Genomic DNA, 22,873 nt, shown 5'->3' with positions numbered 1-22,873 from the left:
GATGTGCGGCGCGGATACTGCCTCGTTCACGAGGGAGAGGAAGCGCCGTCCTCCTTTCGGGGGGAGTGGTGGGGTCGGGCACACCTGTCGGTGGGGTCGGTTAGCGTGCCGGGCATGGGGATCGAGGTGGTGCGCTACAACTACCGGTTGCGGCCGGGCACCACCGCCGAACATGCACTGATGCAGGAGTGGCATCGCTGCCGGTTCCTGTGGAACGAGGCGGTGCACCAACACAAGGCCGGTCGCCGGCCGACGTTCGGGAAGCTGGCCAAGCAGTTGACCGAGGCGCGGGCCCGCTCGTCGTGGTTGCGGGACGGCTCCCAGGTCGCCCAGCAGCAGATGCTGCGCACCTACGCGCAGGCGCTCGACGCGTCGTGCACGGCCCCGGGCCGGGGCCGGCCGCGGTTCAAGGCGCGGAGGAAGACCCTGCCGTCGCTCGAGTACACCCGCCGCGGGTTCCGGCTCCGGGACGGCCGGTTGGTGCTGCCCAAAGGTGTGAGTATCCCGGTGGTGTGGTCGCGGGCGTTGCCGTCGGAGCCGTCGAGTGTGCGCATCACCCGCGATTGCCTGGGGCACTGGTATGCCTCGTTCGTGGTGACCTGCGAGGCCGAGCCGATCCCGGCCGCCGACCCGGGCAGCGCGGTCGGGATCGACTGGGGCGTGGCCCGCACCGCGACGGCCACCGAGGAGCGTTTCGATCTGCCGCAGCACGGGCACCGGAAACGGTGTGCGGCGGAGGTGGCGAGAGCGCAGCGGACGATGGCGCGGCGCCGCCGGGGGAAGGGGCACCCACCCTCGAGGGGCTATCGCCGGGCCCGTACCCGGGCCGCGAAGGTGCAGAAGAAGGCGGCCCGGCAGAACCGGCACGACGGCCGGATCTGGGCCAGGGCCGTGGTCGAGGCGCATCATCTGGTCGCGGTGGAGGATTTCCGACCCCGGTTCCTGTCGAGGTCGACGATGGCGCGCACGGCCGCCGATGCCGCGATCGCGACGGTGAAACGGGAGTTGCTCGAGCAGGGCAGGCGGGCCGGCCGGAAGGTGGTGTCGGTGCGGCCCGCGTACACGACCATGACGTGTTCGAGGTGTTTCGCGAGAGCCAAGCAACGCCTCGGACTCGGGGAACGTGTCTTCCGGTGCTGGGCGTGCGGGCATACCGCGTGCCGGGACCGGAACGCTGCCAGAGTGATTCTGGCTGTGGCGGAGCGTGGCCACACCGGTGTCGACGACGTGAGTCAAGCGGATCACCTCCCTCCGGGTGGTGGTGCGGTTGCGGTCTGAGCCGGGAATCTCCTGCCTTCAGGGAAGGAGAGGCGTTAAGTCGACCTTCCGTTCTCGGGGCATCCGGCGGCGACGGGGTGATCCCGGTCACCCACCGTGTATAGTTGAATCCGGCGTCGAATTCAACTGACCGGGACGACCGCCGCACATCCGAATCACCGCACCGCAGCAGGGCTTTTCTGCAATCGAAAGGAAGACGTATGGCGTCCGTGAACAGGCAGGTCCGACTGGCACGACGACCGGTCGGCCGCCCCGACGACTCCACATGGGAGGTCACCAGCGCCCCGGTCCCGCAGCCGGCCGACGGCGAGTTCACCGTCCGCGTCGAGTACGTCTCCCTCGACCCCGCCATGCGCGGATGGCTGAACGACGTCCGGTCGTACGTCCCGCCGGTCGGGATCGGTGAGGTCATGCGCGCCCACGCCGTCGGGCGGGTACACGAATCCCGCCACGACGGCTACAAGGAAGGACAGCTCGTCTCCGGGCACTTCGGCGTGTGCGACTACGCCGTCTCCGACGGCAGCGGCGTCGTCGCGGTCGACGAGTCCCTCGCGCCGCCGCCGGTGTGGCTGGGTGCACTCGGATTCCCCGGCATGACGGCATATTTCGGGCTCGTCGACGTGGGGCGGATGAAGCCCGGCGACACCGTGCTCGTGTCGGGCGCCGCCGGGGCCGTCGGCAGCATCGCCGGGCAGATCGCGAAACTGAGCGGATGCCGCGTCATCGGCATCGCCGGCGGACCCGAGAAGTGCGCGTGGCTCACCGACGAGCTGGGATTCGACGCCGCCATCGACTACAAGGCCGGATCCGTGGGCCGGGCGCTGCACGCCGCCGCACCGGACGGGATCGACATCTACTTCGACAACGTCGGCGGGGAGACGCTCGACTCGGCGCTGGCCGTGCTGCGCAAGCACGCGCGAGTCGTGTTGTGCGGGGCCATCTCCGGCTACAACGCGACCGACCCGCAGCCGGGCCCGTCCCGCTACCTGTCCCTGCTCGTGAACCGGGCATCCATGACCGGGTTCATCGTCTTCGACTACCTCGACCGCTTCCCCGAGGGCATGGCTGCCGTGTCGGAATGGATCCGCCGCGGCGAACTGGTGACCCGTGAACAGGTCGAGACCGGCGGCGTCGAGGCATTCGGACGCACACTCAACATGCTGTTCGACGGTGCCAACACCGGCAAACTCGTCCTGAAGACCACGGCCGACTCCTGAGAACCCCGCGCCCGGCCGGGTCGCCCCGCGGCGCGGCCGGGCGCGATCAGTTCTCGAACCGATACACCGCGTACGCGGTGCGGATGACCGGCTGTGCGACGTTGCGGACCCGCACACCGCCCGGGGTCGTGCCGCGCTCGCACCCCGCGTGTGCGTGCCCGTGCACCGCGAGATCGAGGTGGAACTCGTCGATCGGCTCGCCCAGCAGATACGACCCGAGGAACGGATAGATCTCGGCGGGCTCGCCGCGCAGGGTGTCGCTGATCGGCGAATAGTGCAGCAGCGCCACGCGGACGTCGGCACCGTCGAGCTCGGCGACGGCGCCACGGAACCTGTCGGCCAGTTCCACGGTGTGCCCGGCGAACTGCTTCATCTCCGGCTCACCGAACGCGCTCGCGCACTTGCCCGCGAAACCCCCGCCGAACCCCTTGGTTCCCGCCACGCCGAGCCGGGCCCCGTCGACGTCGAGGACGACCGACTCCCCCTCGAGCACGACGATGCCCCGGTCGCGGAGCAGCTCGGTGATCTCGTCCTCGGCGTCGCTGTGGTAGTCGTGGTTGCCGAGCACACCGACGACGGGCACCGCAAGATCGCCGAACTCGTCGGCGACGACGCGCGCCTCGTCGACGGTGCCGTGCCGAGTGAGGTCGCCGGCGAGCAGCAGCACATCGGCGTGCTCGTGCAGGTGTTCGAGAGCGGGCCGCAGATGCCCGCGGGCGTCCTCGGCCAGGTGTACGTCTCCGACGGCAGCAATCCTCATCGCAGTTCCTCCACCGAAGTTCCGGGGTCGCGCGAGTCGACCACGTGCACGTCGTTGTGGACGGTGACGCCCGGCAACTGTTCCTGCACCACCACGGTCAGCGCGTCACGACGCGCGGCGCTGGCGACCTCGCCGGTCAGGCGGACGTCGGTGCCGCGGATCGTGACGCGCACGCCCTGTTCGGCGGTACGGGGGTCCTCGGCCAGGGCGCGGTGCAGGTGCGCCACCACGTACTGCGGGTGCTCCGGGTGTTCGTGACTCATCGTCGGGCCTCCGGGTCGGGTTCGATGATGCCCAGATCGGCGAGCAGGCCGAGGAAGGCGCGGGCGTACGGCGATGCGGCCGTCGCGGTGGCCACCTGCCCCCAGTCCACCTGCTCGCGCAGGGCGCGGGCGATACGCAGCAACGGCGCGAAGTCGCAGCGGTGGGCGTCGAGCACGTTGAGCTTGTCGCTCATCAGGTCGGTGCCGCTGATCACCGGCGCCGCGGTCGGACCGATGCGCATCCACTGTGCGCGGGCGAGCATCGAATCGTCGACGTCCCGGTCGTTGGGCCGGAAGATCAGGTCCACGAGGTGATCACCCTCGTAGACCTTGCTCAGCCAGTTCTCGGGCGGGTCGACGGGACGCATGCCGGCGGCGACGAGCGCCTCCCGCGCGGCGTCCACATCGTGCGGGCGGACGAACAGGTCCACGTCGTGGTCGGACGCCGGGCCACCACGGGCGTACACCGCGCAGCCGCCGCCGACGGCGAACCGTACCCCGGCCTCACCGAGGGTGTTCACCGCCTTCGTCAGCACCTGCAGCAGCTGCCTCTCCTTGACCGACTCGTCCGACGAGCCCGCAGCGCCGGACGGCGCGGCATCGAGACCGTGAGGATGTGCGTTGGTCATGGGTGGCGGGTACCCGCGCGCCCGGGGCTCACACCTGGCCGGGCACCTGCCCCGTCACGAAGCCGAATCGCTCGGCGAGCTCGGAGCGGGTGCGGTCGGCGTCGGTGTGCAGCACACCGGCGATGCCGATCCGCGCCGCTCCGTCGAGGTTCTGCTGCAGGTCGTCGATCATGACGGCCTGTTCGGGGGCGACCCCCAGGCGCTCGCACGCGAGGGCGTAGATCCGGCGTGACGGCTTACGGATGCCGACCTCGGCGGAGATCACCACCTCGTCCGCGAGTGCGGTCAGCTCGAAGCCCGCGTAGCAGTCCCGTCCGAAGGCGTTGGACACCAGCGCCACCGGCACGCCGGCGGCCCGCAGATCGTCGAGGAGGGCCACCGTCCGGTCGTCGCGCCGCAGCCCGGCCTGCATCCGGGCGGCGAGTCCTTCCGCGGTCACGGCAGCTCCGTGGGCGCGGAGCCGTCCGGCGAAGCCCTGCTCGAACTCCTCCGCGTCGATGCGCCCCGACTCGTGGTCGGCGAGCAGCCGTCGCGAGTCCGGGTCGCCGCCGAGCAGCCGCAGCGGCAGTCCCGGATCGCCGAGTGCCGCGCCGAACTGCTCGAACGCGGCGAACACGCTCGTGGTGAGCACGCCACCGAAGTCGACGAGGACGGCCGAGCGCTCGGGCGCGGCGCGGTTCATCGATCCCGCCCTTCTGAGCGTCCGGCACCGACGGCCGCGGCGCGCTCGGTGTGGAACCGCACCATGCCTTCCTGCGCGACGGCGGCGACCAGTCGTCCGGTCGTGTCGAAGATCTGTCCCTGGATCAGGGCGCGTCCCGAATCGGACGACGGCGACACCTGATCGAACAGCAGCCATTCGTCCACCCGGAACGGCCGCAGGAACCACACCGCGTGGTCGAGCGACGCCCCCTGGATCGGCCTTTCGGGATGCGGCAGGACGGCGATGTCGAGCAGCGCCATGTCGCTGCAGTAGGTCAGGGCACAGGCGTGCAGGACCGGGTCGTCGGGCAGCGGGGTGCGGTGCCGGATCCACAGCCGCCGGCGCGCCGGCGCGTCGGGTGTGGCCTCGTCCGCCGGGAGCCAGCGACGTTCCCAGTCGTCCCACTCCGGGAAGTCGTACCACGCGGCCCACGGGCGCCCGTTCTCCGTGACCTCCTCCGGTCCGGTCGTGGGCGGCATGGCCGTCTGGTGGGCGTGCCCGTCGTCACCGCGGTGGAACGAGGCGGTCAGGGTGAACACGGTCTCGCCGTCCTGGACCGCGGTGACGTAGCGGGTGCGGAAGCTGCCGCCGTCCCGCACGGCGTCCACGTGATAGTCGGCGGGCTCGAGCGGCCGGCCGGGGCGCAGGAAGTGGCCGTGCACCGAGTGCACGCCGAACTCCTGCGGCACGGTCCGTGCCGCCGCGGCGAGCGCCTGCCCCGCGACCTGACCGCCGAAGGTGCGCTCCATCTCGGTCGGCACCGGGGCGGCGCGGAACGTCGCCGGGGCGATCTCGCGCAGGCGCAGGATCTCGTCGATGCTCGGCACGTGTCTCCTCCTCGGGTCAGGACGATGCGACCCTGCGCATCTCGCGGCGCAGGATCTTCCCGCTGGTGGTCTTGGGCAGCTCGTCGAGGATCTCGACCGACCGGGGTGCCTTGTATGCGGCCAGCCGCTCGCGGCACCAGGTCACCAGTTCGTCCGGGTCGACCTGCTGGTCCGGGCGCAGGCTCACGAACGCGGCGACCGACTCGCCGCGGTAGGAGTCGGGCACGCCGACGACCGCGGCCTCCCGGACCGCCGGATGCCGGTAGAGCACGTCCTCGACCTCGCGGGGCCAGACCTTGAACCCGGAGGCGTTGATCATGTCCTTCTTGCGGTCGACGACGTACACCCAGCCCTGTGCGTCCATGAAGCCGACGTCACCGGTCAGCAACCGTCCGCCCGGAATGGACTGGGCAGTGGCCTCGGGCAGATTCCAGTAGGCGGGGACGACCATCGGCCCCTCGACGGCGATCTCCCCGACCTCGCCCGGTCCGAGGTCCTTGCCGTCCTCGTCGACGATGCGCACCGTCGCGGTGGGCAGCGGCAGACCGATGGACAGTGTGCCCGAGTCCGGATCCACCGGCGCCTCACGACCGGAAGGCACGACGACGCAGGGCGCACTGGTCTCCGTCAGGCCGTACCCGTTGCGGATGTAGAGGCCGGTCCGCTCGCGGAAGCGTTCGACGATGGCCGGCGGCAGCGGCGCGCCACCGGAATTGAGAGTCAGCAGCGACTCGAACGCGTCCGACGAGAACGACGGATGTGCCAGCAGCGCCATGAACGCGGTCGACGGGCCGACCATGAACGCGGGCCGCTCCCGCTTCAGGACGTCGAGCACCACCCCGGCGTCGAAGCGGTAAGCCAGGACCAGCGGACCGGCCAGATCCACCGCCGTGAGCAGCTGCACGACCATCCCGGTGATGTGGAACAGCGGCGCGAGCGCGAAGATCGGCGAACCCGCCGGGATTTCGTCGTACAGGCGCAGCAGTACGCAGTTGACGGTGAGGTTCGCGTGGGTGTTGGTGGCACCCTTGGGCAGTCCGCTCGTCCCGGACGTGTAGGAGACGAGCGCGATGTCGTCGGGGACCAGGCCAGGGTCGGGGACGGGGCGGCCGGCCCACTCGCGGGCGACCTCGAGCAGATCGGGGACACCCGGGGTCCGGCGGCGCTCGACACCGGCGAAGAGCCGCTCGTCGTTCGAGGTCTGCAGGTCCAGCTCGCTCGCCGTCAACGCGATCGTCACGCCCGCCCCGGCGGACCGCTCCGCCACCCGGTCCGCCCACGCCTGTTCACCGCACACGACGGCGACGACGCCTGCGTCGGTGAGGATGTGGTCGAGCTCGTCCTTGTACATCGGGTTCAGCGGCACCACCGCGCCGCCGGCCTTCCACGCACCGAACAGCGCGAGGACGAACTGTGGCACGTTCTGCAGGTACACGGCGAGCCGGTCACCCTTGCGGAATCCCTGCGCGAGCAGGTACGCCGCCACCCCGTCGCTGAGCTCGTCGACCTCCCGATACGTCAGCGCCGCACCGAGATACGTGATCGCCGGCCCGTCCGGCGCCGTGGCGACGGCGTCCGCGAACACCTCGAGGGTGGTCCGCCGCGGGACGGGCCCGGCCTCGGCTACGCGGGGATCGTACTGCGCCATCCAGGGCCTGTCGTCGTACCAGCTCATCGTCGCGACACCTGTCCTCTCGTGTGTGGTTGCAGCGCAGTCGAGTTCATGCGACCGGCAGGTCGACGAGCTCGGCCAGGCGGGCGCGGTGCCGGGACGGGACGCCGAGCGCGAGCTGATCGGCCTTGGCCCGCTTGAGGTAGAGGTGCGCCGGGTACTCCCAGGTCATTCCGATGCCGCCGTGCAACTGGATGCACTCCTCGGCGGCGTGCACCGCGACGTCGCTGCAGTACGACTGGGCGACGGCGGTCGCGATCGCGGTGTCGTCGTCGCCGCGCGCGTACGCGTCGGCCGCGTACCGGGCGGCCGACTGCGCGGCGCCCACCTCGAGCCACAGGTCGGCGAGCCGGTGCTTGATCGCCTGGTACGAGCCGACGGCGCGACCGAACTGGCGGCGCTCCTTGACGTAGGCGACGGTCGTCTCGAGGCACCACTGGGCCACCCCGAGTTGCTCGGAGGCGAGCAGCACCGCCCCGCACCGGAGCGCCTCGGCCACCGCCGCTGCCGCGTCGCCGTCGTCGACGCGGGTGGAGGCTGCCCCGGTGAACTCGATGTCGGCGATCGGCCGGGTCATGTCCAGTGACAGCACGGGGGTCACGGTGACGCCGGCGGCGTCCGACCGGACGGTGTGCAGTTCGAGGCCGTCAGCGCCCGCGACGGGGACGACGAGCACGTCGGCCTCGTGTGCTCCGGCAACGCTGGTGACCCGGCCGGTCAGGCCGTCGCCGGTGCGACGCACCCCGGTGATCGCGGCGTCCGGCCCCGTCGACAGCGGGACCGCGAGGGCGCCGGTGACGGCACCGGTCGCCAGGTCCGGCACAGTCCCGGTGTCGCCGGCACGCAGCAGCGCGACGGTGGCGAGCACCGCGCTCGACAGGTACGGCACCGGGGCGGCGGCCCGGCCGATCTCCTCCATGACGACCGCGGCCTCGCGGGTGCTCGCGCCGCCGCCGCCGAGAGATTCGGGGACCAGCAGTCCGGCCAGTCCGAGTTCGACGGCCACGGTCTTCCACACGCCCGAGAAGTCATCGGGCGCAGCGTCGTACGCGGTCGTCACGACGGACGCAGGGCAGCGTTCGGTGAGCATGCGACGGACGCTGTCGCGCAGGGCGTCCTCGGTGTCGGAGTACAGCAGGTCGGTCATCGCGCCAGGTCCTTCCACGGAATGTCCTTGTCCACACGGTGTTCCGGCGGCAGCCCGAGCACCCGCTCGGCGACGACGTTGCGCAGGATCTCCGACGTGCCGCCCTCGATCGAGTTGCCCTTGGCGCGCAGGTACCGGTATCCGGGTTCGCGGCCGGTGAAGTCCACCGATTCGGGCCGGCGCAGGGTCCAGTCGTCGTAGCGCAGGCCCTGCTCGCCGTGCAGTTCCACCTCGAAGCCGGAGATCGTCTGGGCGAGGCGGGCGAATGCGAGTTTCATGCCGGAGCCTTCCGGGCCGGGCTGACCCGCGGCGAGCTGCTGGCGCAGGCGTTCGCCGGTCAGCCGGGTCACCTCGGCCTCGACCCACAGCCGCATCAGCTCGTCGTGCCGCGCCGGGTCGCGCACCTCGGGGCGCTCGCGCCAGGCCTCGGTGACCTTGCCGATCATGCCGCCCTCGCGGGGCGCACCGGAGCCGATCGCGACGCGTTCGTTGTTGAGGGTGGTGGTGGCGACGCGCCAGCCCTGCCCTTCGTCACCGAGCCGATCGGCGTCGGGTACCCGCACTCCGGTGAGGAACACCTCGTTGAACTCGGCCTCACCGGTGATCTGCCGCAGCGGCCGCACGTCGACGCCGGGATCGCTCATGTCGAGCAGGAAGTACGTCAGCCCTGCGTGTTTGGGCACGGACGGATCGGTGCGGGCCACCAGGATCGCCATCTGCGCGTTCTGTGCGCCGGAGGTCCACACCTTCTGGCCGTCGACGATCCAGTCGTCACCGTCGCGGACGGCGCGGGTCGCGACGGCGGCCAGGTCGGAGCCTGCGCCGGGCTCGCTGAACAGCTGGCAGTAGATGTGCTGTCCGGTGTAGATCGGGCGCAGGAACCGGCTCTTCTGTTCCTCGGTGCCGAAGGCGGCGATGGTGGGGGCGGCCATGCCCAGGCCGATGCCGTTGCGGCCGGCGGCAGGCCGGGGCGCGCCGGCGGCGGCCAGTTCGGCCTCGACCTGCGCCTGGTGGCTCTGCGGCAGGCCGAGCCCGCCGTGGCCCGGCGGGAAGTGCACCCAGGCGAGGCCGGCGTCGAATCGTGCGCCGAGGAAGTCCTCGGGCCGGGTTGTGCTCGGATCATGTTCGGACAGAAGCGTCTTCACACGCGCGGAGAGGTCGCGTGCGGTCGTCTGCTCGTCGGGGGACATCGTCGTCTCCTGCGTGTCGAGGGGTCGGGGCGTCAGATGCCGGCGTCGTCGGCGATCTCGCGGGCCTTGTGAACCAGGGCGTCGATGCGTTCGATCGTGGGAGTGCCGGCCGCGGCCTTGTTCTGCGGTTCGTCGAGCGCGCGGCGCATCACGCCTTCCGCGATCACCGCCACCTTCCACAATCCGAGCGCGTGCCAGAACTGCAGTGCCGCCGGGTCGCGGCCCGTCTCGTCCAGGTAGACGGCGGCGAGTTCGGCGCGGCTGGGGAAACCCTCGAGGGTGGAGGCGGGAAAGTCGCCGCCGGTGTCCTCCCCGGGCTCGGGCCAGTAGGCGAACAGCGACCCGACGTCGGCGAGCGGGTCGCCGACGGTGGACAGCTCCCAGTCCAGCGCCGCGACGACGTCACCGCTGTCGTACGAGGTGATGACGTTGCGCAAATGGAAATCGCCGTGCACCAGGGTGGTTTCGTGCTGCGGAGGCACCGCGGCCAGGAGCCGGCGGGTCAGGTCGTCGAGTTCGGGCAGCTCGCGGGTCTTCGACTTCTCCCACTGGCCGGCCCAGCGGTGCAGCTGCCGCTCGGCATACGGCTTGGGGCGGGCCAGGGCGGCGAGGCCCGTGCTGTCGAGGTCCACGGCATGGATGCGGCCGAGCGTCCGCGCGAGCGACAGCCCGATCCGGCGGCGGCGCTCCGGCGTCAGGGACTCCGCGACGGACATCCGGTCCACCACCTGTCCGTCGACGTACTCCATGAGCACCATCGGCACGTCGCTGATCGCCGGATCGTCGGTGAGTCCGAACACTGTCGGTGTCGGCACGTCGGTGGACTCGAGCGCCGAGAGGATGCGGGCCTCGCGCGCGACGTCGTGTGCGGACGCCAGCAGATGTCCGAGCGGTGGTCGCCGCAGCACCCACCGGCGCCCGTCGCCGTCCTGCACGAGGTAGGTCAGGTTCGACTGCCCGAGGCCGATGCGATCGAAGGTCAGCGGTGCGGTGTGCTCGATGCCGAGATCGCCCAGCCAGCGCAGGATCGCGTCCGGGTCGATGCCGACGGTTTCACGCAGTGGCATGGGCGCTCCCGGGCAGGGCGGCGAACTCGGGGGCGCGCCGCTCGAGGTGGCTGGCGACGCCCTCGGCGACGTCGGGGCCGCGGAAGGCCTCGACCATCAGGCGGTCCGCGGCGACCACGGCGTCCGGGTAGGACCGGTCTGCGTCGTCGCGCAGCTGCGTCTTGATCGTCGCCATCGACCGCGGTGAGCAGTGGACAGCGAGGTCGGTCGCGTAGGCGACGGCCGCGTCGACCACGCTGCCGGTGGTGACCAGGTGGTCGAGCAGACCGATCCGGTGGGCCTCGTCGGCGTCGATCATGCGACTCGACAGCAGCAGGTCCGTAGCGCGGCTGTGGCCGACGACGCGGGGCAGCAGCCAGGTGACGCCGTACTCGGCGATGAGTCCGCGGCGCGCGAACGCTGTGGTGAAGCGGGCGGTCGCGTCGCCGAATCGGACGTCACAGTAGAGGGCCTCGACCAGACCGAGCCCAGCGACGGGACCGCGGATCGCGGCGACGATCGGCTTGCGGACGTGCAGCGGGAAGTCGCGCGGGCGCGGGCGCACCAGGTCGTCGTCCGTGGCGTCGGCGACGTGGCGCAGGTCGTCCAGGTCGGCACCGGAACAGAATCCGCGGCCGGCGCCGGTGACGACGACGGCCCGTACCTGCGGGTCGTCGTCGGCCTGCGCGAGCAGGTCGAAGTAGCGGTCCTCGAGGGCGTTGCTCCAGGCGTTGAGCTTGGCCGGCCGGTTGAGGGTGAGCAGGACGACCGGTCCGCGCCGCTCGGCGAGGACCAGGTCGTCGGTGGTGGCCACGCCGCGGGTCGTCGCGGCGGGTGCGTCGGTCATCCGGTGCTCCTTCACAGCAGGGAGTCACATAACTTGACGTCAGATTCAAGTTGCTGAGCGCTTGCATAGTGTGCGCCGGGGACGGTGTGATGTCAATCGCTCCCGGCAGCCCCGTGTGACCGGGAACCGGGGTCAGGACCCGACGCTGCGGCGCGGCGCGTGGACGGCGAGGACGGCCGTGTCGTCCTCCACCCCGGTGCCCAGGGTGTCGAGGAGTTCGCGGACGGCGGTGACGGCCTCCCCGGCGGTGACCGGACCCAGCCTCCGGGCGAAGTCGAGCAGAGCCTGCTCGCCGTAGCGCTCGTCGGCGCCCGGAGCGCTGCGGGCCTCGGTGAGACCGTCGGTGTAGAGCACCAGGGTGTCGCCGGGATCCAGCCGGACGACCGCGCTGGCGATGTGGGCCCGCGGTAGCAACCCGATGAGCTGACCACCCGGAATGGGTACGTAGTCGGCGCTGCCGTCGGCGCGCAGCAACAGAGCCGGCGGGTGCCCACCCGACGCCAGGGTGACGCGGAAGCTGCCCGGCGACGCGTCGGGGGTGAGCGTCCCGAACACGACGGTGCAGAACCGCGGATCGTGCATGCGGTACCGCTCGACGAGGACGGTGTTCAGGTCGGCCAGTACCGCCGCCGGACCGGAAGCGTAGACGGCCGCGGCACGCACGGTGTAGCGCGCGACGGAGGTCATCACGGCCGCGGCCGCCCCCTTGCCGCACACGTCGCCGAGGAACAGGCCCCAGGTGCCGGCAGCGAGCGGGAACAGATCGTAGAAGTCGCCGCCGACCTCGTCCGGGGACGCGATGTGGTAGTGCGCGGCGACCTCGAGACCGGGCACGTGTGGCAGGTCGGGCGGCAGCAACGTCGCCTGGAGGGTGCGGGTCAGCCGCTGCAGTCGTCGACGTTCGTCCTCGGCTTCCCGGCGGGCGCGCAGCAGCTCGATCTCGTAGGCCCGGCGCTCCCGGGCGTCGAAGACGGTGGTGCGGATCAGCAGCGGCTGCCCGTGGTCGTCGGACCGGACCACCGAAGTGACCAGGACGGGCAGACGGGCACCGTCGGCCGTCTTCAATTCCAGTGCGATGCCGCTGATCTCACCCTGCATGCGAAGCAGCGGGGCGAAGTGGGTCTCGTGGTAGAGGCGGCCGCCGACCGTGAGCAGGTCGGAGAAGTACCGCCGGCCAACCACCTCGTCGCGCCGGAGTCCCAGCCACTGCAGCAGAGTCGCGTTGATCTTCGCGATGCGTCCGTCCGGCAGGGTGGACAGGTAGCCGCAGGGCGCGTTCTCGTACAGGCTCTCGGCGCTGTCCTCGGCCAGCGCGGCGCGAATCTCCCGATCCTCGCCCCCCGGCGCCCCGGCGCCCGGGTTCCGGCCGTCGTCCGTCTCCCGGGTCGGGATCATCACCCCACCGAACCGGCGAAGGCGGCGATCGTGGCCACGGTCTCGTCCGGAGCACTGAGCTGCGGGCAGTGCCCCGTGGCGTCCAGCGTCACCAATCGGCTTTTCGGAATCTGCGCATGGACGAACGCACCCACCTCCGGTGGGGCGATCGCGTCGCGTGAGCACTGGGCCACCACGGTCGGAACACTCACGTTCGCCAGGTCCGCCCGGTTGTCGGAGAGGAAGGTCACGCGGGCGAAGACCCGGGCGATCGCCGGATCGGTGCGGCAGAAGGCGGCGGTCAGTTCCTCGCCGAGTTCGGGACGTTCCGGATTGCCCATGATGACGGGCGCCATCGCACCCGACCAGCCCAGGTAGTTCGCCTCCAGCGACTCCAGCAGCTCCTCGATGTCGGCGACGCTGAACCCGCCCCGGTACCCGGCGGCGGGATCGTCGACGAAGCACGGCGACGGGGCCAGCAGCACCAGCCCGGCGAACGCGCCGGGGTCGCGTGCGGCGGCGAGCACCCCCATCATCGCGCTCACCGAATGCCCGACGAAGACGACCGGTCCGAGATCCAGCGTCCGGCACACCGCCAGCACGTCGTCGGCGTAGCCGTCGAGATCCGAGTACCGCTCCGCGCTCCACGCAGACAGATCCGATCGGCCCGCCCCCACGTGGTCGAACCGCACCACGGTGAAGTCGCGTTCCAAGTCCGGCACCACCAGCCGCCACAGGTTCTGGTCGCAACCGAACCCGTGTGCCAGCACCACGACGGGCGCGCCGGCCCGGCCGGTGACGCGTACGTGGTTTCTGGTGAGGACGTTCACGGGCCTCATACTCGCACGGTCGCAGAGATCCCATCCCTGTGGACGGTGTTCCGGAACTTTCGGTCGGCCCGGCACGGCACGCACCGATCGGTGCGCGGGGCAGGTAGGCATGAAGGATCCGCACACACGCCTTCCCACCGAGAGCAGGGGCGCGATGGCCCAGTCGAATGCCGCGAGCGAGCCGATCGGAATCGACGCCGCGCGCGTCACCGCGTGGTTCGTCGAGAACCTTCCGGCGGTCGCACCGCCGCTGCGCTTCGAACTGATCACCGGAGGCCGGTCCAATCTGACCTACCGGGTCCGTGACGACGCAGGGACGCGGTGGGTCCTGCGCCGGCCGCCGACCGGGACGCTGCTCTCCTCCGCCCACGACGTCGTGCGGGAGTGGCGCATCCTCGACCTGCTCGCCGGCGGCCCGGTGCCGGTACCGCCGGTACTGGGCTACTGCACCGACCACGCGGTGACGGGGGCGGACTTCTACGTCATGACGCACGTCGACGGCATCGTCCTCGACGATGCCGAGACGGTCGCCGCGCTCCCCCGGCGCCACCGGCGGGCCGCCTCCCACAGCATCGTGGACACCCTCGCGAAGATCCACGCGGTGGACACCACGACCGGACCGCTGGCGCAGATGCGCAGACCCGGCAGCTACCTCGAGCGCCAGTTGCGCCGCTGGAGCCGTCAGCTCGCCGACGGCGGTGTCGGTCCCGGTCCCCTGTGGGACGTCCACGACCTCCTGACCCGGCATCTGCCCGCCGAACGGTGGACCGGGTTGGTGCACGGCGACTTCCGGCCGGGCAACCTGCTGATCGGGCCCGACGGTGAGGTCCGGGCGGTGCTCGACTGGGAACTGTGGACCGTCGGCGACGTCCTGGCCGACCTCGGGTGGCTCACCGCCACCTGGGCGTCGGCCGACGTGATCGGCTGGGCACCCGATCCCGCCGACGGTTTCCTCGACGTCGACACGATCGCCACCCGGTATGCCGACACGACCGGACGCGATCTCGACGACCTGCGCTACCACCAGGCCTTCGCGCTGTGGAAGCTCGCCGCCATTGCGGAGGGTGTGGCGGCGAGGTTCCGCGCCGGGACGATGGGCGGCCAGGACGTCGACGTCGACGCCCTCGCCCGGCGGCCGGCGCAACTGGCCGAGATGGCCCGCGAGGTGCTCACGGGACGGGGGCCGGGCTGACGCGACGACAATGCGGGCCGCCTGGACGCCGGGACGGCGAGCCGGTGCCGCAGCCCCTCGCGGATCACCTCGGGGCCCTCACCCGGAGCGCCGGGGGCGCTGGCGCAGCAACTGGGTGAGCCGGTGGGCCTGCCGGAGCAACAGTTCCCCGAGTTCGGGGCGACGATCCTCGCGGAAGCGGCTCTCGACCCCGGTGATGCTCAGCGCCCAGACCGGTGCGTCGCGGTGGTCGAAGACGGCGGCCCCCATCCCCCAGCTCCCTTCCACGAGCAGAGCGGGATTGGTGGAGTAGCCGGCCAGGCGCGTCGCGACGATCCGTTCCTCGACCGCCTGCCGGGTGTGGTCCGGTCCCCACTCCGCGGTCAGGTCGGTGCGGGACAGGTACTCGTCGATGTCGCGGTCCGAGAGATGGGACAGGATGACCAGTCCCGCGGACGCGACCCCGAGCGGCAGCCGGATGCCGACGTGCAGGACGTGGGAGCGCAGGGGGAAGCTGCCCTCCTCACTGGCGAGGCACACGGTCTCGTCACCGCGCCGGGCGGACAGGAACGCGCTCTCCCCGGTCTCCCGCGCGAGATCGCGCAGCACGTCCCGGGCGAGGTCGGTGATGTCGTACCGGCCGGCCGCGAGCGAGCCCAGGAGGTAGAGCTCGGGTCCCAGCGACCATCGTCCGGTCTTCGGGTCACGGTCGACGAGCCCCTCGTCGGCGAGCGAGGTCAGCAGGCGGTGCACGGTCGGCCGTGCGAGGCTCGTCGCCCGCGCGAGGTCGGACGTCGACGATCCGACCGGTTCGTGCCCGGCGATCGCCCGCAGGAGGGCTCCGACCCGCCCGATCACCTGAGGTCTCTGCTCGTCCGTCATGCCCCCAGAATACGTCCACTCAGTGAACGTCGGCCGCAACGACGTTCCGATGGGCGAGCAATCTCGAAAAGGCCTCTGACAAGGTCTTGAAATCGAAGGACCTGGCGTTTGTAGTGGTAAGCACATGATGTGCGCTCGTCCATTGAGTGAACACATCCTGCACCGGGTCCGCACGGACCGAATTCTCGAGAGGGGTCTTGATGGGAACGAAAGTGTTCGGTACGCCCGCGGCGGCCGTCGCGGACGTGTCCGACGGCGCGACGATCGCCGTCGGCGGGTTCGGGTTGTGCGGCATCCCCGACGCCCTGATCCGCGCGCTCGTCGAGTCCGGCGTCGGCGACCTGGAGGTCTTCTCCAACAACTGCGGTGTCGACGACCACGGCCTCGGCCTGCTGCTCAACGGACGGCAGATCCGCCGGGTGACCGCCTCCTACGTCGGCGAGAACAAGGAGTTCGCCCGTCAGTACCTCGCCGGTGAGCTCGAGGTCGAGCTCACCCCGCAGGGCACCCTCGCCGAGCGGCTGCGGGCCGGCGGCGCCGGCATCCCCGCCTTCTTCACCCCCGCGGGCGTCGGCACCCCCGTCGCCGACGGCGGACTGCCGTGGCGGTACAACGTCGACGGCTCGGTGGCCGTGGCGTCCCCGCCGAAGGAGACCCGGGCCTTCGGCGACAAGCGGTACGTGATGGAGCAGGGCATCACCGCCGACTTCGCGCTGGTGCACGCGGTCAAGGGCGACACCGCGGGCAACCTGATCTTCGACAAGACGGCGATGAACTTCAATCCGCTGGCCGCGATGGCCGGCAAGGTCACCATCGCGCAGGTCGAGGAACTCGTCGAGCCCGGCGAACTCGATCCCGCCCAGGTGCACCTGCCGGGAATCTTCGTGCAGCGCATCGTCGAAACCGGTCCGCAGGACAAGCGGATCGAGAAGCGGACAGTTCAGGCAACGGAAGGGGCGGCACGATGACCGGCACCAAGGGATGGACCCGAGATCAGATGGCGGCCCGCGCGGCCGAGGAGATGATCGACGGCGAGTACGTCAATCTCGGTATCGGACTGCCGACGCTCATCCCCGGCCATCTCCCGCCGGACGTGCACGTGACGTTGCACTCGGAGAACGGCATCCTCGGCACCGGCCCCTACCCCACCGAGGAGAACGTCGACCCGGACCTGATCAACGCGGGCAAGGAGACGGTGACCGTCAATCCCGGTGCGGCCTTCTTCGATTCGGCACTGTCGTTCGGGATGATCCGCGGCGGGCACATCGACACCGCCGTGCTCGGCGGCATGCAGGTCTCCCGCACGGGCGACCTGGCCAACTGGATGGTCCCCGGCAAGATGGTCAAGGGCATGGGCGGCGCCATGGACCTGGTGCACGGCGCCAGCCGGGTCATCGTGGTCATGGAACACACCGACCGCGAGGGCAATTCGAAGATCGTCGACACCTGCTCGCTGCCCCTGACCGGCCAGGGTGTCGTAGACCGGATCATCACCGATCTCGCGGTGATCGACGTCGTGGGTGACGGGACCCTCGCGCTGCGTGAACTCGCACCCGGCGTCACCGTCGACGAGGTCCTCGCGGCCACCGCGGCGCCGCTCGAGGTCCGCATCGACGAGCTCGTCTGAGACGAACGTAATCGAATACCACTGCTCGCCAACAGGATCGGAGAAGCCATTGTGACCAGTTCTGTCATCGTTGCCGGAGCCCGGACCCCGATGGGGCGTCTGCAGGGCGCCTTGAAGGACTTCTCCGGCTCGGACCTCGGCGGGGTCGCCATCGCCGGGGCCCTGGCCAAGGCCGGGGTCGCCCCCGAGCAGGTCGAGTACGTGATCATGGGGCAGGTGCTCACCGCCGGCGCCGGGCAGATCCCGGCCCGGCAGGCCGCCGTCGCCGCCGGCATCCCGATGGACGTCCCCGCCCTGACGATCAACAAGGTGTGCCTGTCGGGCATCGACGCGATCGCGATGGCCGACCAGCTCATCCGCGCGGGCGAGTTCGACGTCGTCGTCGCCGGCGGCCAGGAATCGATGAGCCAGGCCCCGCACCTGCTCGAAAAGTCCCGCGCCGGGTTCAAGTACGGCGATGTCACCCTGCGCGACCACCTGGCCTTCGACGGGCTGCACGACATCTTCACCGACCAGGCCATGGGCGCCCTGACCGAGTCCGCCAACACCGGCGCGGCGGCGGTCTCGCGCGCCGAGCAGGACGCCTTCGCCGCCGCCAGCCACCAGCGGGCGGCCCGCGCGCACAAGGACGGGCTGTTCGACGCCGAGGTGGTGCCGGTGTCGATCCCGCAGCGCAAGGGCGACCCGCTCGTCGTCGCCGCCGACGAGGGCATCCGCCCGGACACCACCGCCGAGTCCCTGGCGAAGCTGCGTCCGGCGTTCGCCCCGGACGGCACCGTCACCGCCGGGTCGGCCTCGCAGATCTCCGACGGCGCGGCGGCGGTGGTGGTGATGTCCAAGGCCAAGGCCGAGGAACTCGGGCTGTCCTGGCTGGCCGAGATCGGCGCGCACGGGGTGGTCGCCGGTCCGGACTCGACGCTGCAGTCGCAGCCGGCGCGGGCGATCGCGAAGGCCTGTGAGCGGGAGGGCATCGACCCGAAGGATCTGGACCTGGTGGAGATCAACGAGGCGTTCGCCGCGGTGGGGATCGCCTCGACCGGGGAGCTGGGCCTGGACCCGGAGCGGGTCAACGTCAACGGCGGGGCGATCGCGCTGGGGCACCCGCTGGGGATGTCCGGGGCGCGGATCGTGCTGCACCTGGCCCTCGAGCTGGCCCGCCGCGGCGGCGGGGTCGGGGCCGCGGCCCTGTGCGGCGGCGGCGGGCAGGGCGACGCCCTCATCGTCCGCGTCCCCAAGGCGTAGGACTCACACCTCGAGGATCCTTCGAAGACCGTTCGGGCGGAGGCGACACGATCGCCTCCGCCCGAACGCTTCCGAGGTGCCTCAGGAAACGAGATTGGCTGCAGCCCATTTCATGTGGGAGCGCACGGTGGCGGCTGCTTCGTCGGAGTCGCCGGTTTCGATGGCGTCGACGATGGCGCTGTGCCGTCCGACGTCCATGTTGCCGACAGCCTTTTCCAGCCCGGCGAACATGATGGACATGCGGATCGACCCTTCGAGGGACTGCCACGAGTGCATCAGCGTTTCGTTGCCGGTCAGCCGGCAGAGGATGCGGTGGAAGTTCAGATCTGCCTCGATGCGGGCCTCGAGATCGTGCTCGGCACGCGCCATCACGTCGAGCGCCTCACGCAGGGCCGGGACCACGGTCGAGCGGTCGGGTAGCTCCGCGAGCTCCCGGACCGCGAGGGCCTCGAGGGCCGCGCGGACGGCGAAGATGTCGCGGATCTCCTTGGCGTCGAGATGGCGGACGTAGAGCCGGCCCCGCGCACCAGCGGAGATCAGCCCTTCCTGCTGAAGCTGGCGCATGGCCTCACGCAGGGTGCCGCGACTGATCTGGAGCATCTCGGACAGCTCGGTTTCGACGAGCGGACTGCTCGGGGCGAGGGCGCCGCTGGTGATGGCGCTGCGCAGGGCCGCGACGGCCTGCTGGCGCAGACTGGTCTTCTCCAGTCCGAGCAGCGCGGCGGGTTGTGCGGCCATTGATGCCTCCAGGCGGTGTCAGCGGGCAACTGTCGACAACAGTCTGTCGACAATGATACGGGCCCGCACCGACGACGGTGCGGGCCCGCTCACTCGGAGCGCCGACTCAGCCCAGCTCGGCCAGGACGCGGGCGACGATCCGGTCGGTGCTCAGACCGTAACGATCGTGCAGCGTCGGCAGAGCGCCGGCGTCGAGGAAGCGGTCGGGCAGCGCGATCGGTGTGATCTTCCGCCCGAGGCCCACACCCACGGCGGCGGCAGCCACCGTCTCGAACAGCCCCCCGACGACGGTGTGGTTCTCGAGAGTGACAGCGAGGCGGTCCGTGTCGATCTCGGCGAGCACGGTGGCGGCGTCGAACGGCTTGATCGTCGGGGTGTGGACCACGGCGACGTCGACGTTGTGCCGGGACAGCTCCTGGGCGGCCTGCAGGGCCCGCATCGTCATCAGGCCGCTGGTGACGAAGACGACGTCGTTGCCGTCGCGCAGTACCTTGGCCTTCCCCAGTTCGAAGCTGTAGCCGTACTCGTCGAGGACGGTGGCGACCTTGCCGCGGAGCAAGCGCAGATAGGTCGGTCCCGGGCAGGCGGCCAGCTGCGGGACCGCTTGCTCGATGTCTACCGAATCGCACGGGTCGACGATCGTCAGGTTCGGCATGCCGCGGAAGATGGCGATGTCCTCGGTGGCCTGGTGGCTGGGGCCGTAGCCGGTGGTCAGGCCCGGCAGACCGCCGACGATGTTGACGTTCAGATTCGGTTCGGCGATGTCCAGGCACAGGAAGTCGTAGGCGCGACGGGCAGCGAACACCGAGTAGGTCGAAGCGAACGGCACCAGTCCCGTTTCCGCCATGCCGGCGGCGGCACCGAACAGCAGTTGTTCGGCCATGCCCATCTGGAAGAAGCGGTCGGGGAAGGCCTCGGCGAAGATGTGCATGTCGGTGTACTTGGCCAGATCCGCGGACAGCCCGACGATCTTGTCGTTCGACTGCGCCGCCGCGACCAGTGCGTGGCCGAAGGGTGCGGCGGTCGTCTTCTGGCCGGGATCGACGAAGGAGGCGATCATCGCCGAGGTCTTGAGTTTGGGAGCGGTGGTGGTCATCGAGCATCCTCGAGGTCGTATCCGGCGGTCAACTGGTCGCGGCAGATCTGCCATTCGTGCTCGTCGATCCGCATGAAGTGCGCCTTCTCCCTGGTTTCCAGCAACGGCACCCCCTTGCCGACACGCGTGTCGCAAAGGACGACCGCCGGCGCGCCGTGTGCGGCGGCACCGTCCACGGCATCGTCGAAGGCACCGAGCAGGGCGTCGGTGTCGTTGCCGTCGACGCGGTAGGTGCGCCAACCGCAGGCGGTCCACTTGTCGTGCACGGGTTCGGTGCCGAGCACCCCGGCGGTCGCGCCGTCGGCCTGCAGAGCGTTGATGTCGACCATCGCGATCAGGTTGCCGAGCTGGTGGTGGTGCGCGCTCATCGCCGCTTCCCACGTCGAGCCTTCGTCGAGTTCCCCGTCGGACAGGAAGTTGAACACCCGCGCCTGCGAGTCCTGGTGGCGCAGACCCAGGGCCATTCCCACGGCGACGGGGAGACCGTGCCCGAGCGAACCCCCGGAGATCTCCATGCCCGGGGTGTAGGAGGACATCCCCGACATCGGGAGGCGGGAATCGTCCGAGCCGTACGTCAGCAGTTCCTCACGCGGGATGGTTCCGGCCTCGGCGAGCGCTGCGTAGAGCCCGATGGCGTAGTGGCCGGTCGAGAGCAGGAACCGGTCGCGGCCGACCCAGTCGGGGTCGTCGGCCCGAAACCGCAGGTGTGCGGCGTAGACGGTGGCCAGGATGTCGGCCGCGCCGAGAGCCTGTCCGACATAGCCCTGACCCTGTTCCTGGCCCATGTCGAGCACGTTGTGCCTGAGGCGGTAGGCGAACTCGTCGACGGCGGCGAGGCGACGGTCGCGAGGGAGGGCGCCGACGTGCGCAGTGGTGGTCACAACAGTTCCTTTTCCTTGGTGTTCGAGGCCGTTCCGGCGTGGCGGTGCGGCGTTGCGTCGCCGTGGCCGGAGGCGTGTTCTTCTGAGCGCGTGGCCTCGTCGGCGAGCCGGCGCTCGGTAGCGCCCCACGTCTCCCGGGTGAACCAGGCTGTGATCAAGCCGATCAGTCCGAAGGCACTGAACAACAGGGCCGGGCCGACCCAGCCGAGGGAGACGTAGAGCAGAGTGGTGACGAACGGGGTGAAGCCGGAGACCATGGCCGAGATCTGGTAGGCCAGGGAAGCGCCCGAGGCGCGCCGCGCCGCCTGGAACAGTTCGGGGAACCAGGCACCCTGCGCGCCGGCGAGAGCGTTCTGGCACACCGCGTAGGCGACGACGATCGTCGCGACGATCAGGATGAACAGGCCGGTGTTGACCAACAGGAACATCGGCATGCCGAACAAGGCGGCGAAGGCGCACACGCCCAGGTACACCGGGCGGCGTCCGATGCGGTCCGTCAGGGCGGCCCAGGCGAAGGTGGCAACGATGCCGATCGCGGAGGCGATGCACAGCGCCAGCAGTGTTTCGGATTTTCCGGCCAGGTCGTTGGTGTGCAGATACGAGATCATGTAGGTGATCGAGACCGCGTATCCGGCGGTTTCGGCGACTCGCAGTCCGATGCCGCGCAGGATGTCGCGCCAGTCCTTCTTGATCGACTCGAGTACCGGGGAGGCTGCGATCTCACCGCTGTCCTTGACGTCTTCGAAGACCGGGGACTCGGGCACCTTGGACCGGATGATCAGGCCGACGGCAACCAGGACGATGCTGGCGAGGAACGGCACGCGCCACGCCCAGTCACCACCCAGGTGCACGCTGAAGAGGAAGACGAGATTCGCCAGCAACAGCCCGACCGGGAAACCGGCCTGGACGATGCCGGTATAGCGGCCCTTCGCCTTCCAGGGGGCGTGTTCGTAGCTCATCAGGATCGCCCCGCCCCACTCGGCGCCGAAGGCCAGACCCTGGACGATCCGCACGGTCACCAGCAGGGCCGGCGCGACGAGTCCGACCTGGGTGTAGGTCGGCAGCAGCCCGATCGCGAAGGTGGCCAGGCCCATGACGATGAGGGAGGCGACCAGGACGGGTTTGCGGCCGATCTTGTCGCCGAGGTGCCCGCCGAGGATGCCCCCGAGGGGCCTGGCCGCGAATCCGACACCGAGGGTGGCGAAGGCGGCGAGGGTACCGATGACCGGATCGCCGCTGGGAAAGAAGGCGGTACCGAAGTACAGGGCTGCGGCGGTGCCGAAGCCGATGAAGTCGTAGGTCTCGATGACCGCCCCTACCGAGGAGCCGATCGCGACGCGTTTGGCGTCTTTCGTGCCGTGGACGGGACCGCGCATCCGGAGAGCATCGGTGCTCATGAACATCTCCTCTTCGAACCGGGAGGACCGGTAGGGGGATCGGGAACGTGGATGTC

General features: G+C 70.5%; 23 protein-coding genes. 6 read left to right on the top strand and 17 right to left on the bottom strand.

The genetic code is table 11. The features are described 5' to 3' along the window. Window positions 1-114: 114 nt before the first annotated feature. Together AC2IPW_RS04245 and AC2IPW_RS04240 are read left to right on the top strand one after the other, a co-directional pair. Window positions 115-1,278: an RNA-guided endonuclease InsQ/TnpB family protein gene (locus tag AC2IPW_RS04245; protein ID WP_486376358.1), complete on the top strand. Its 1,164-nt coding sequence runs from the start codon at window positions 115-117 to the stop codon at window positions 1,276-1,278. A gap of 200 nt (window positions 1,279-1,478) precedes the next feature. Next, entirely contained in the window at window positions 1,479-2,495 is a 1,017-nt protein-coding gene (locus AC2IPW_RS04240; RefSeq protein WP_017682257.1) for an NADP-dependent oxidoreductase, read from the top strand. Between the two features lie 46 nt (window positions 2,496-2,541). On the opposite strand, the gene AC2IPW_RS04235 is transcribed toward AC2IPW_RS04240, so the two are convergent. The 12 genes from AC2IPW_RS04235 to AC2IPW_RS04180 form a co-directional block, all read right to left on the bottom strand. Further along, a complete protein-coding gene (locus AC2IPW_RS04235) occupies window positions 2,542-3,255 on the bottom strand; it encodes a metallophosphoesterase family protein (RefSeq protein WP_048773319.1) in 714 nt (237 codons plus the stop codon). Continuing rightward, complete coding sequence (locus tag AC2IPW_RS04230; protein WP_486376357.1) at window positions 3,252-3,518, bottom strand: BON domain-containing protein; 267 nt, start codon at window positions 3,516-3,518, stop codon at window positions 3,252-3,254. The genes AC2IPW_RS04235 and AC2IPW_RS04230 overlap by 4 nt, the downstream gene beginning before the upstream one ends. Next, window positions 3,515-4,147 (bottom strand): nucleotidyltransferase family protein, encoded by a 633-nt coding sequence (locus tag AC2IPW_RS04225; RefSeq protein ID WP_029539981.1) that lies wholly within the window; start codon window positions 4,145-4,147, stop codon window positions 3,515-3,517. The genes AC2IPW_RS04230 and AC2IPW_RS04225 overlap by 4 nt, the downstream gene beginning before the upstream one ends. 28 nt (window positions 4,148-4,175) lie before the next feature. Beyond that, window positions 4,176-4,829: an HAD family hydrolase gene (locus tag AC2IPW_RS04220; protein WP_048773323.1), complete on the bottom strand. Its 654-nt coding sequence runs from the start codon at window positions 4,827-4,829 to the stop codon at window positions 4,176-4,178. Beyond that, the gene (locus AC2IPW_RS04215) at window positions 4,826-5,677 is read right to left on the bottom strand and encodes an acyl-CoA thioesterase (protein WP_017682262.1); all 852 of its coding nucleotides are present in this window, start codon (window positions 5,675-5,677) and stop codon (window positions 4,826-4,828) included. Before AC2IPW_RS04215 ends, AC2IPW_RS04220 begins: the two co-directional genes overlap by 4 nt. 16 nt (window positions 5,678-5,693) lie before the next feature. Then, window positions 5,694-7,352, bottom strand: coding sequence for an AMP-binding protein (locus AC2IPW_RS04210; protein WP_416062729.1), 1,659 nt, complete (start codon window positions 7,350-7,352; stop codon window positions 5,694-5,696). A 46-nt stretch (window positions 7,353-7,398) separates the two neighbouring features. After that, window positions 7,399-8,496: an acyl-CoA dehydrogenase family protein gene (locus tag AC2IPW_RS04205; RefSeq protein ID WP_486376356.1), complete on the bottom strand. Its 1,098-nt coding sequence runs from the start codon at window positions 8,494-8,496 to the stop codon at window positions 7,399-7,401. Further along, a complete protein-coding gene (locus tag AC2IPW_RS04200; protein ID WP_371383396.1) occupies window positions 8,493-9,686 on the bottom strand; it encodes an acyl-CoA dehydrogenase family protein in 1,194 nt (397 codons plus the stop codon). Before AC2IPW_RS04200 ends, AC2IPW_RS04205 begins: the two co-directional genes overlap by 4 nt. 32 nt (window positions 9,687-9,718) lie before the next feature. Further along, window positions 9,719-10,753, bottom strand: a complete 1,035-nt coding sequence (locus AC2IPW_RS04195) for a phosphotransferase family protein (RefSeq protein WP_268966320.1) — start codon at window positions 10,751-10,753, stop codon at window positions 9,719-9,721. Then, window positions 10,740-11,579, bottom strand: coding sequence for an enoyl-CoA hydratase-related protein (locus tag AC2IPW_RS04190; protein WP_268966319.1), 840 nt, complete (start codon window positions 11,577-11,579; stop codon window positions 10,740-10,742). Before AC2IPW_RS04190 ends, AC2IPW_RS04195 begins: the two co-directional genes overlap by 14 nt. 132 nt (window positions 11,580-11,711) lie before the next feature. Continuing rightward, on the bottom strand, window positions 11,712-12,974 hold the full coding sequence (locus tag AC2IPW_RS04185; protein WP_416062726.1) for a SpoIIE family protein phosphatase: 1,263 nt from the start codon (window positions 12,972-12,974) through the stop codon (window positions 11,712-11,714). After that, window positions 12,974-13,783, bottom strand: coding sequence for an alpha/beta fold hydrolase (locus AC2IPW_RS04180; RefSeq protein ID WP_124258960.1), 810 nt, complete (start codon window positions 13,781-13,783; stop codon window positions 12,974-12,976). Before AC2IPW_RS04180 ends, AC2IPW_RS04185 begins: the two co-directional genes overlap by 1 nt. A 154-nt stretch (window positions 13,784-13,937) precedes the next feature. Here AC2IPW_RS04180 and AC2IPW_RS04175 point away from each other — a divergent pair, with 154 nt between their 5' ends. Beyond that, a complete protein-coding gene (locus AC2IPW_RS04175) occupies window positions 13,938-14,975 on the top strand; it encodes a phosphotransferase family protein (protein WP_486376355.1) in 1,038 nt (345 codons plus the stop codon). Window positions 14,976-15,053: 78 nt separating this feature from the next. Here the strand turns inward: AC2IPW_RS04175 and AC2IPW_RS04170 are convergent, their stop codons facing one another. Next, window positions 15,054-15,836: an IclR family transcriptional regulator gene (locus tag AC2IPW_RS04170; protein ID WP_124258957.1), complete on the bottom strand. Its 783-nt coding sequence runs from the start codon at window positions 15,834-15,836 to the stop codon at window positions 15,054-15,056. A 200-nt stretch (window positions 15,837-16,036) separates the two neighbouring features. Here AC2IPW_RS04170 and AC2IPW_RS04165 point away from each other — a divergent pair, with 200 nt between their 5' ends. From AC2IPW_RS04165 to AC2IPW_RS04155, 3 genes are read left to right on the top strand one after another with little or no spacing between them, the layout of a single operon-like run. Beyond that, entirely contained in the window at window positions 16,037-16,804 is a 768-nt protein-coding gene (locus tag AC2IPW_RS04165) for a CoA transferase subunit A (RefSeq protein WP_040784110.1), read from the top strand. Continuing rightward, window positions 16,801-17,463: a CoA transferase subunit B gene (locus AC2IPW_RS04160; protein ID WP_003938908.1), complete on the top strand. Its 663-nt coding sequence runs from the start codon at window positions 16,801-16,803 to the stop codon at window positions 17,461-17,463. The genes AC2IPW_RS04165 and AC2IPW_RS04160 overlap by 4 nt, the downstream gene beginning before the upstream one ends. Window positions 17,464-17,514: 51 nt before the next feature. After that, window positions 17,515-18,705 (top strand): acetyl-CoA C-acetyltransferase, encoded by a 1,191-nt coding sequence (locus AC2IPW_RS04155; protein WP_486376354.1) that lies wholly within the window; start codon window positions 17,515-17,517, stop codon window positions 18,703-18,705. Window positions 18,706-18,786: 81 nt separating this feature from the next. On the opposite strand, the gene AC2IPW_RS04150 is transcribed toward AC2IPW_RS04155, so the two are convergent. The 4 genes from AC2IPW_RS04150 to AC2IPW_RS04135 form a co-directional block, all read right to left on the bottom strand. Further along, a complete protein-coding gene (locus tag AC2IPW_RS04150) occupies window positions 18,787-19,443 on the bottom strand; it encodes a GntR family transcriptional regulator (RefSeq protein ID WP_003939666.1) in 657 nt (218 codons plus the stop codon). A 106-nt stretch (window positions 19,444-19,549) separates the two neighbouring features. After that, on the bottom strand, window positions 19,550-20,539 hold the full coding sequence (locus AC2IPW_RS04145; RefSeq protein ID WP_371384407.1) for a transketolase family protein: 990 nt from the start codon (window positions 20,537-20,539) through the stop codon (window positions 19,550-19,552). Then, window positions 20,536-21,420 (bottom strand): transketolase, encoded by an 885-nt coding sequence (locus tag AC2IPW_RS04140; protein WP_003939664.1) that lies wholly within the window; start codon window positions 21,418-21,420, stop codon window positions 20,536-20,538. The genes AC2IPW_RS04145 and AC2IPW_RS04140 overlap by 4 nt, the downstream gene beginning before the upstream one ends. Next, window positions 21,417-22,817: an MFS transporter gene (locus AC2IPW_RS04135; RefSeq protein ID WP_371384406.1), complete on the bottom strand. Its 1,401-nt coding sequence runs from the start codon at window positions 22,815-22,817 to the stop codon at window positions 21,417-21,419. Before AC2IPW_RS04135 ends, AC2IPW_RS04140 begins: the two co-directional genes overlap by 4 nt. Window positions 22,818-22,873 lie beyond the last annotated feature (56 nt).

Source organism: Rhodococcus sp. NS-SX18 (assembly GCF_057367935.1).
This window is presented reverse-complemented; position numbering and strand designations above follow the sequence as displayed.

Excerpts from the sequence above, each read along its gene's own strand:
- AC2IPW_RS04245 (WP_486376358.1), top strand. The coding sequence starts at position 115 with ATGGGGATCGAGGTGGTGCGCTACAACTACCGGTTGCGGCCGGGCACC.
- AC2IPW_RS04240 (WP_017682257.1), top strand. The coding sequence starts at position 1,479 with ATGGCGTCCGTGAACAGGCAGGTCCGACTGGCACGACGACCGGTCGGC.
- AC2IPW_RS04235 (WP_048773319.1), bottom strand. The coding sequence starts at position 3,255 with ATGAGGATTGCTGCCGTCGGAGACGTACACCTGGCCGAGGACGCCCGC.
- AC2IPW_RS04230 (WP_486376357.1), bottom strand. The coding sequence starts at position 3,518 with ATGAGTCACGAACACCCGGAGCACCCGCAGTACGTGGTGGCGCACCTG.
- AC2IPW_RS04225 (WP_029539981.1), bottom strand. The coding sequence starts at position 4,147 with ATGACCAACGCACATCCTCACGGTCTCGATGCCGCGCCGTCCGGCGCT.
- AC2IPW_RS04220 (WP_048773323.1), bottom strand. The coding sequence starts at position 4,829 with ATGAACCGCGCCGCGCCCGAGCGCTCGGCCGTCCTCGTCGACTTCGGT.
- AC2IPW_RS04210 (WP_416062729.1), bottom strand. The coding sequence starts at position 7,352 with ATGAGCTGGTACGACGACAGGCCCTGGATGGCGCAGTACGATCCCCGC.
- AC2IPW_RS04205 (WP_486376356.1), bottom strand. The coding sequence starts at position 8,496 with ATGACCGACCTGCTGTACTCCGACACCGAGGACGCCCTGCGCGACAGC.
- AC2IPW_RS04200 (WP_371383396.1), bottom strand. The coding sequence starts at position 9,686 with ATGTCCCCCGACGAGCAGACGACCGCACGCGACCTCTCCGCGCGTGTG.
- AC2IPW_RS04195 (WP_268966320.1), bottom strand. The coding sequence starts at position 10,753 with ATGCCACTGCGTGAAACCGTCGGCATCGACCCGGACGCGATCCTGCGC.
- AC2IPW_RS04190 (WP_268966319.1), bottom strand. The coding sequence starts at position 11,579 with ATGACCGACGCACCCGCCGCGACGACCCGCGGCGTGGCCACCACCGAC.
- AC2IPW_RS04185 (WP_416062726.1), bottom strand. The coding sequence starts at position 12,974 with ATGATCCCGACCCGGGAGACGGACGACGGCCGGAACCCGGGCGCCGGG.
- AC2IPW_RS04175 (WP_486376355.1), top strand. The coding sequence starts at position 13,938 with ATGGCCCAGTCGAATGCCGCGAGCGAGCCGATCGGAATCGACGCCGCG.
- AC2IPW_RS04170 (WP_124258957.1), bottom strand. The coding sequence starts at position 15,836 with ATGACGGACGAGCAGAGACCTCAGGTGATCGGGCGGGTCGGAGCCCTC.
- AC2IPW_RS04165 (WP_040784110.1), top strand. The coding sequence starts at position 16,037 with ATGGGAACGAAAGTGTTCGGTACGCCCGCGGCGGCCGTCGCGGACGTG.
- AC2IPW_RS04160 (WP_003938908.1), top strand. The coding sequence starts at position 16,801 with ATGACCGGCACCAAGGGATGGACCCGAGATCAGATGGCGGCCCGCGCG.
- AC2IPW_RS04150 (WP_003939666.1), bottom strand. The coding sequence starts at position 19,443 with ATGGCCGCACAACCCGCCGCGCTGCTCGGACTGGAGAAGACCAGTCTG.
- AC2IPW_RS04145 (WP_371384407.1), bottom strand. The coding sequence starts at position 20,539 with ATGACCACCACCGCTCCCAAACTCAAGACCTCGGCGATGATCGCCTCC.
- AC2IPW_RS04135 (WP_371384406.1), bottom strand. The coding sequence starts at position 22,817 with ATGAGCACCGATGCTCTCCGGATGCGCGGTCCCGTCCACGGCACGAAA.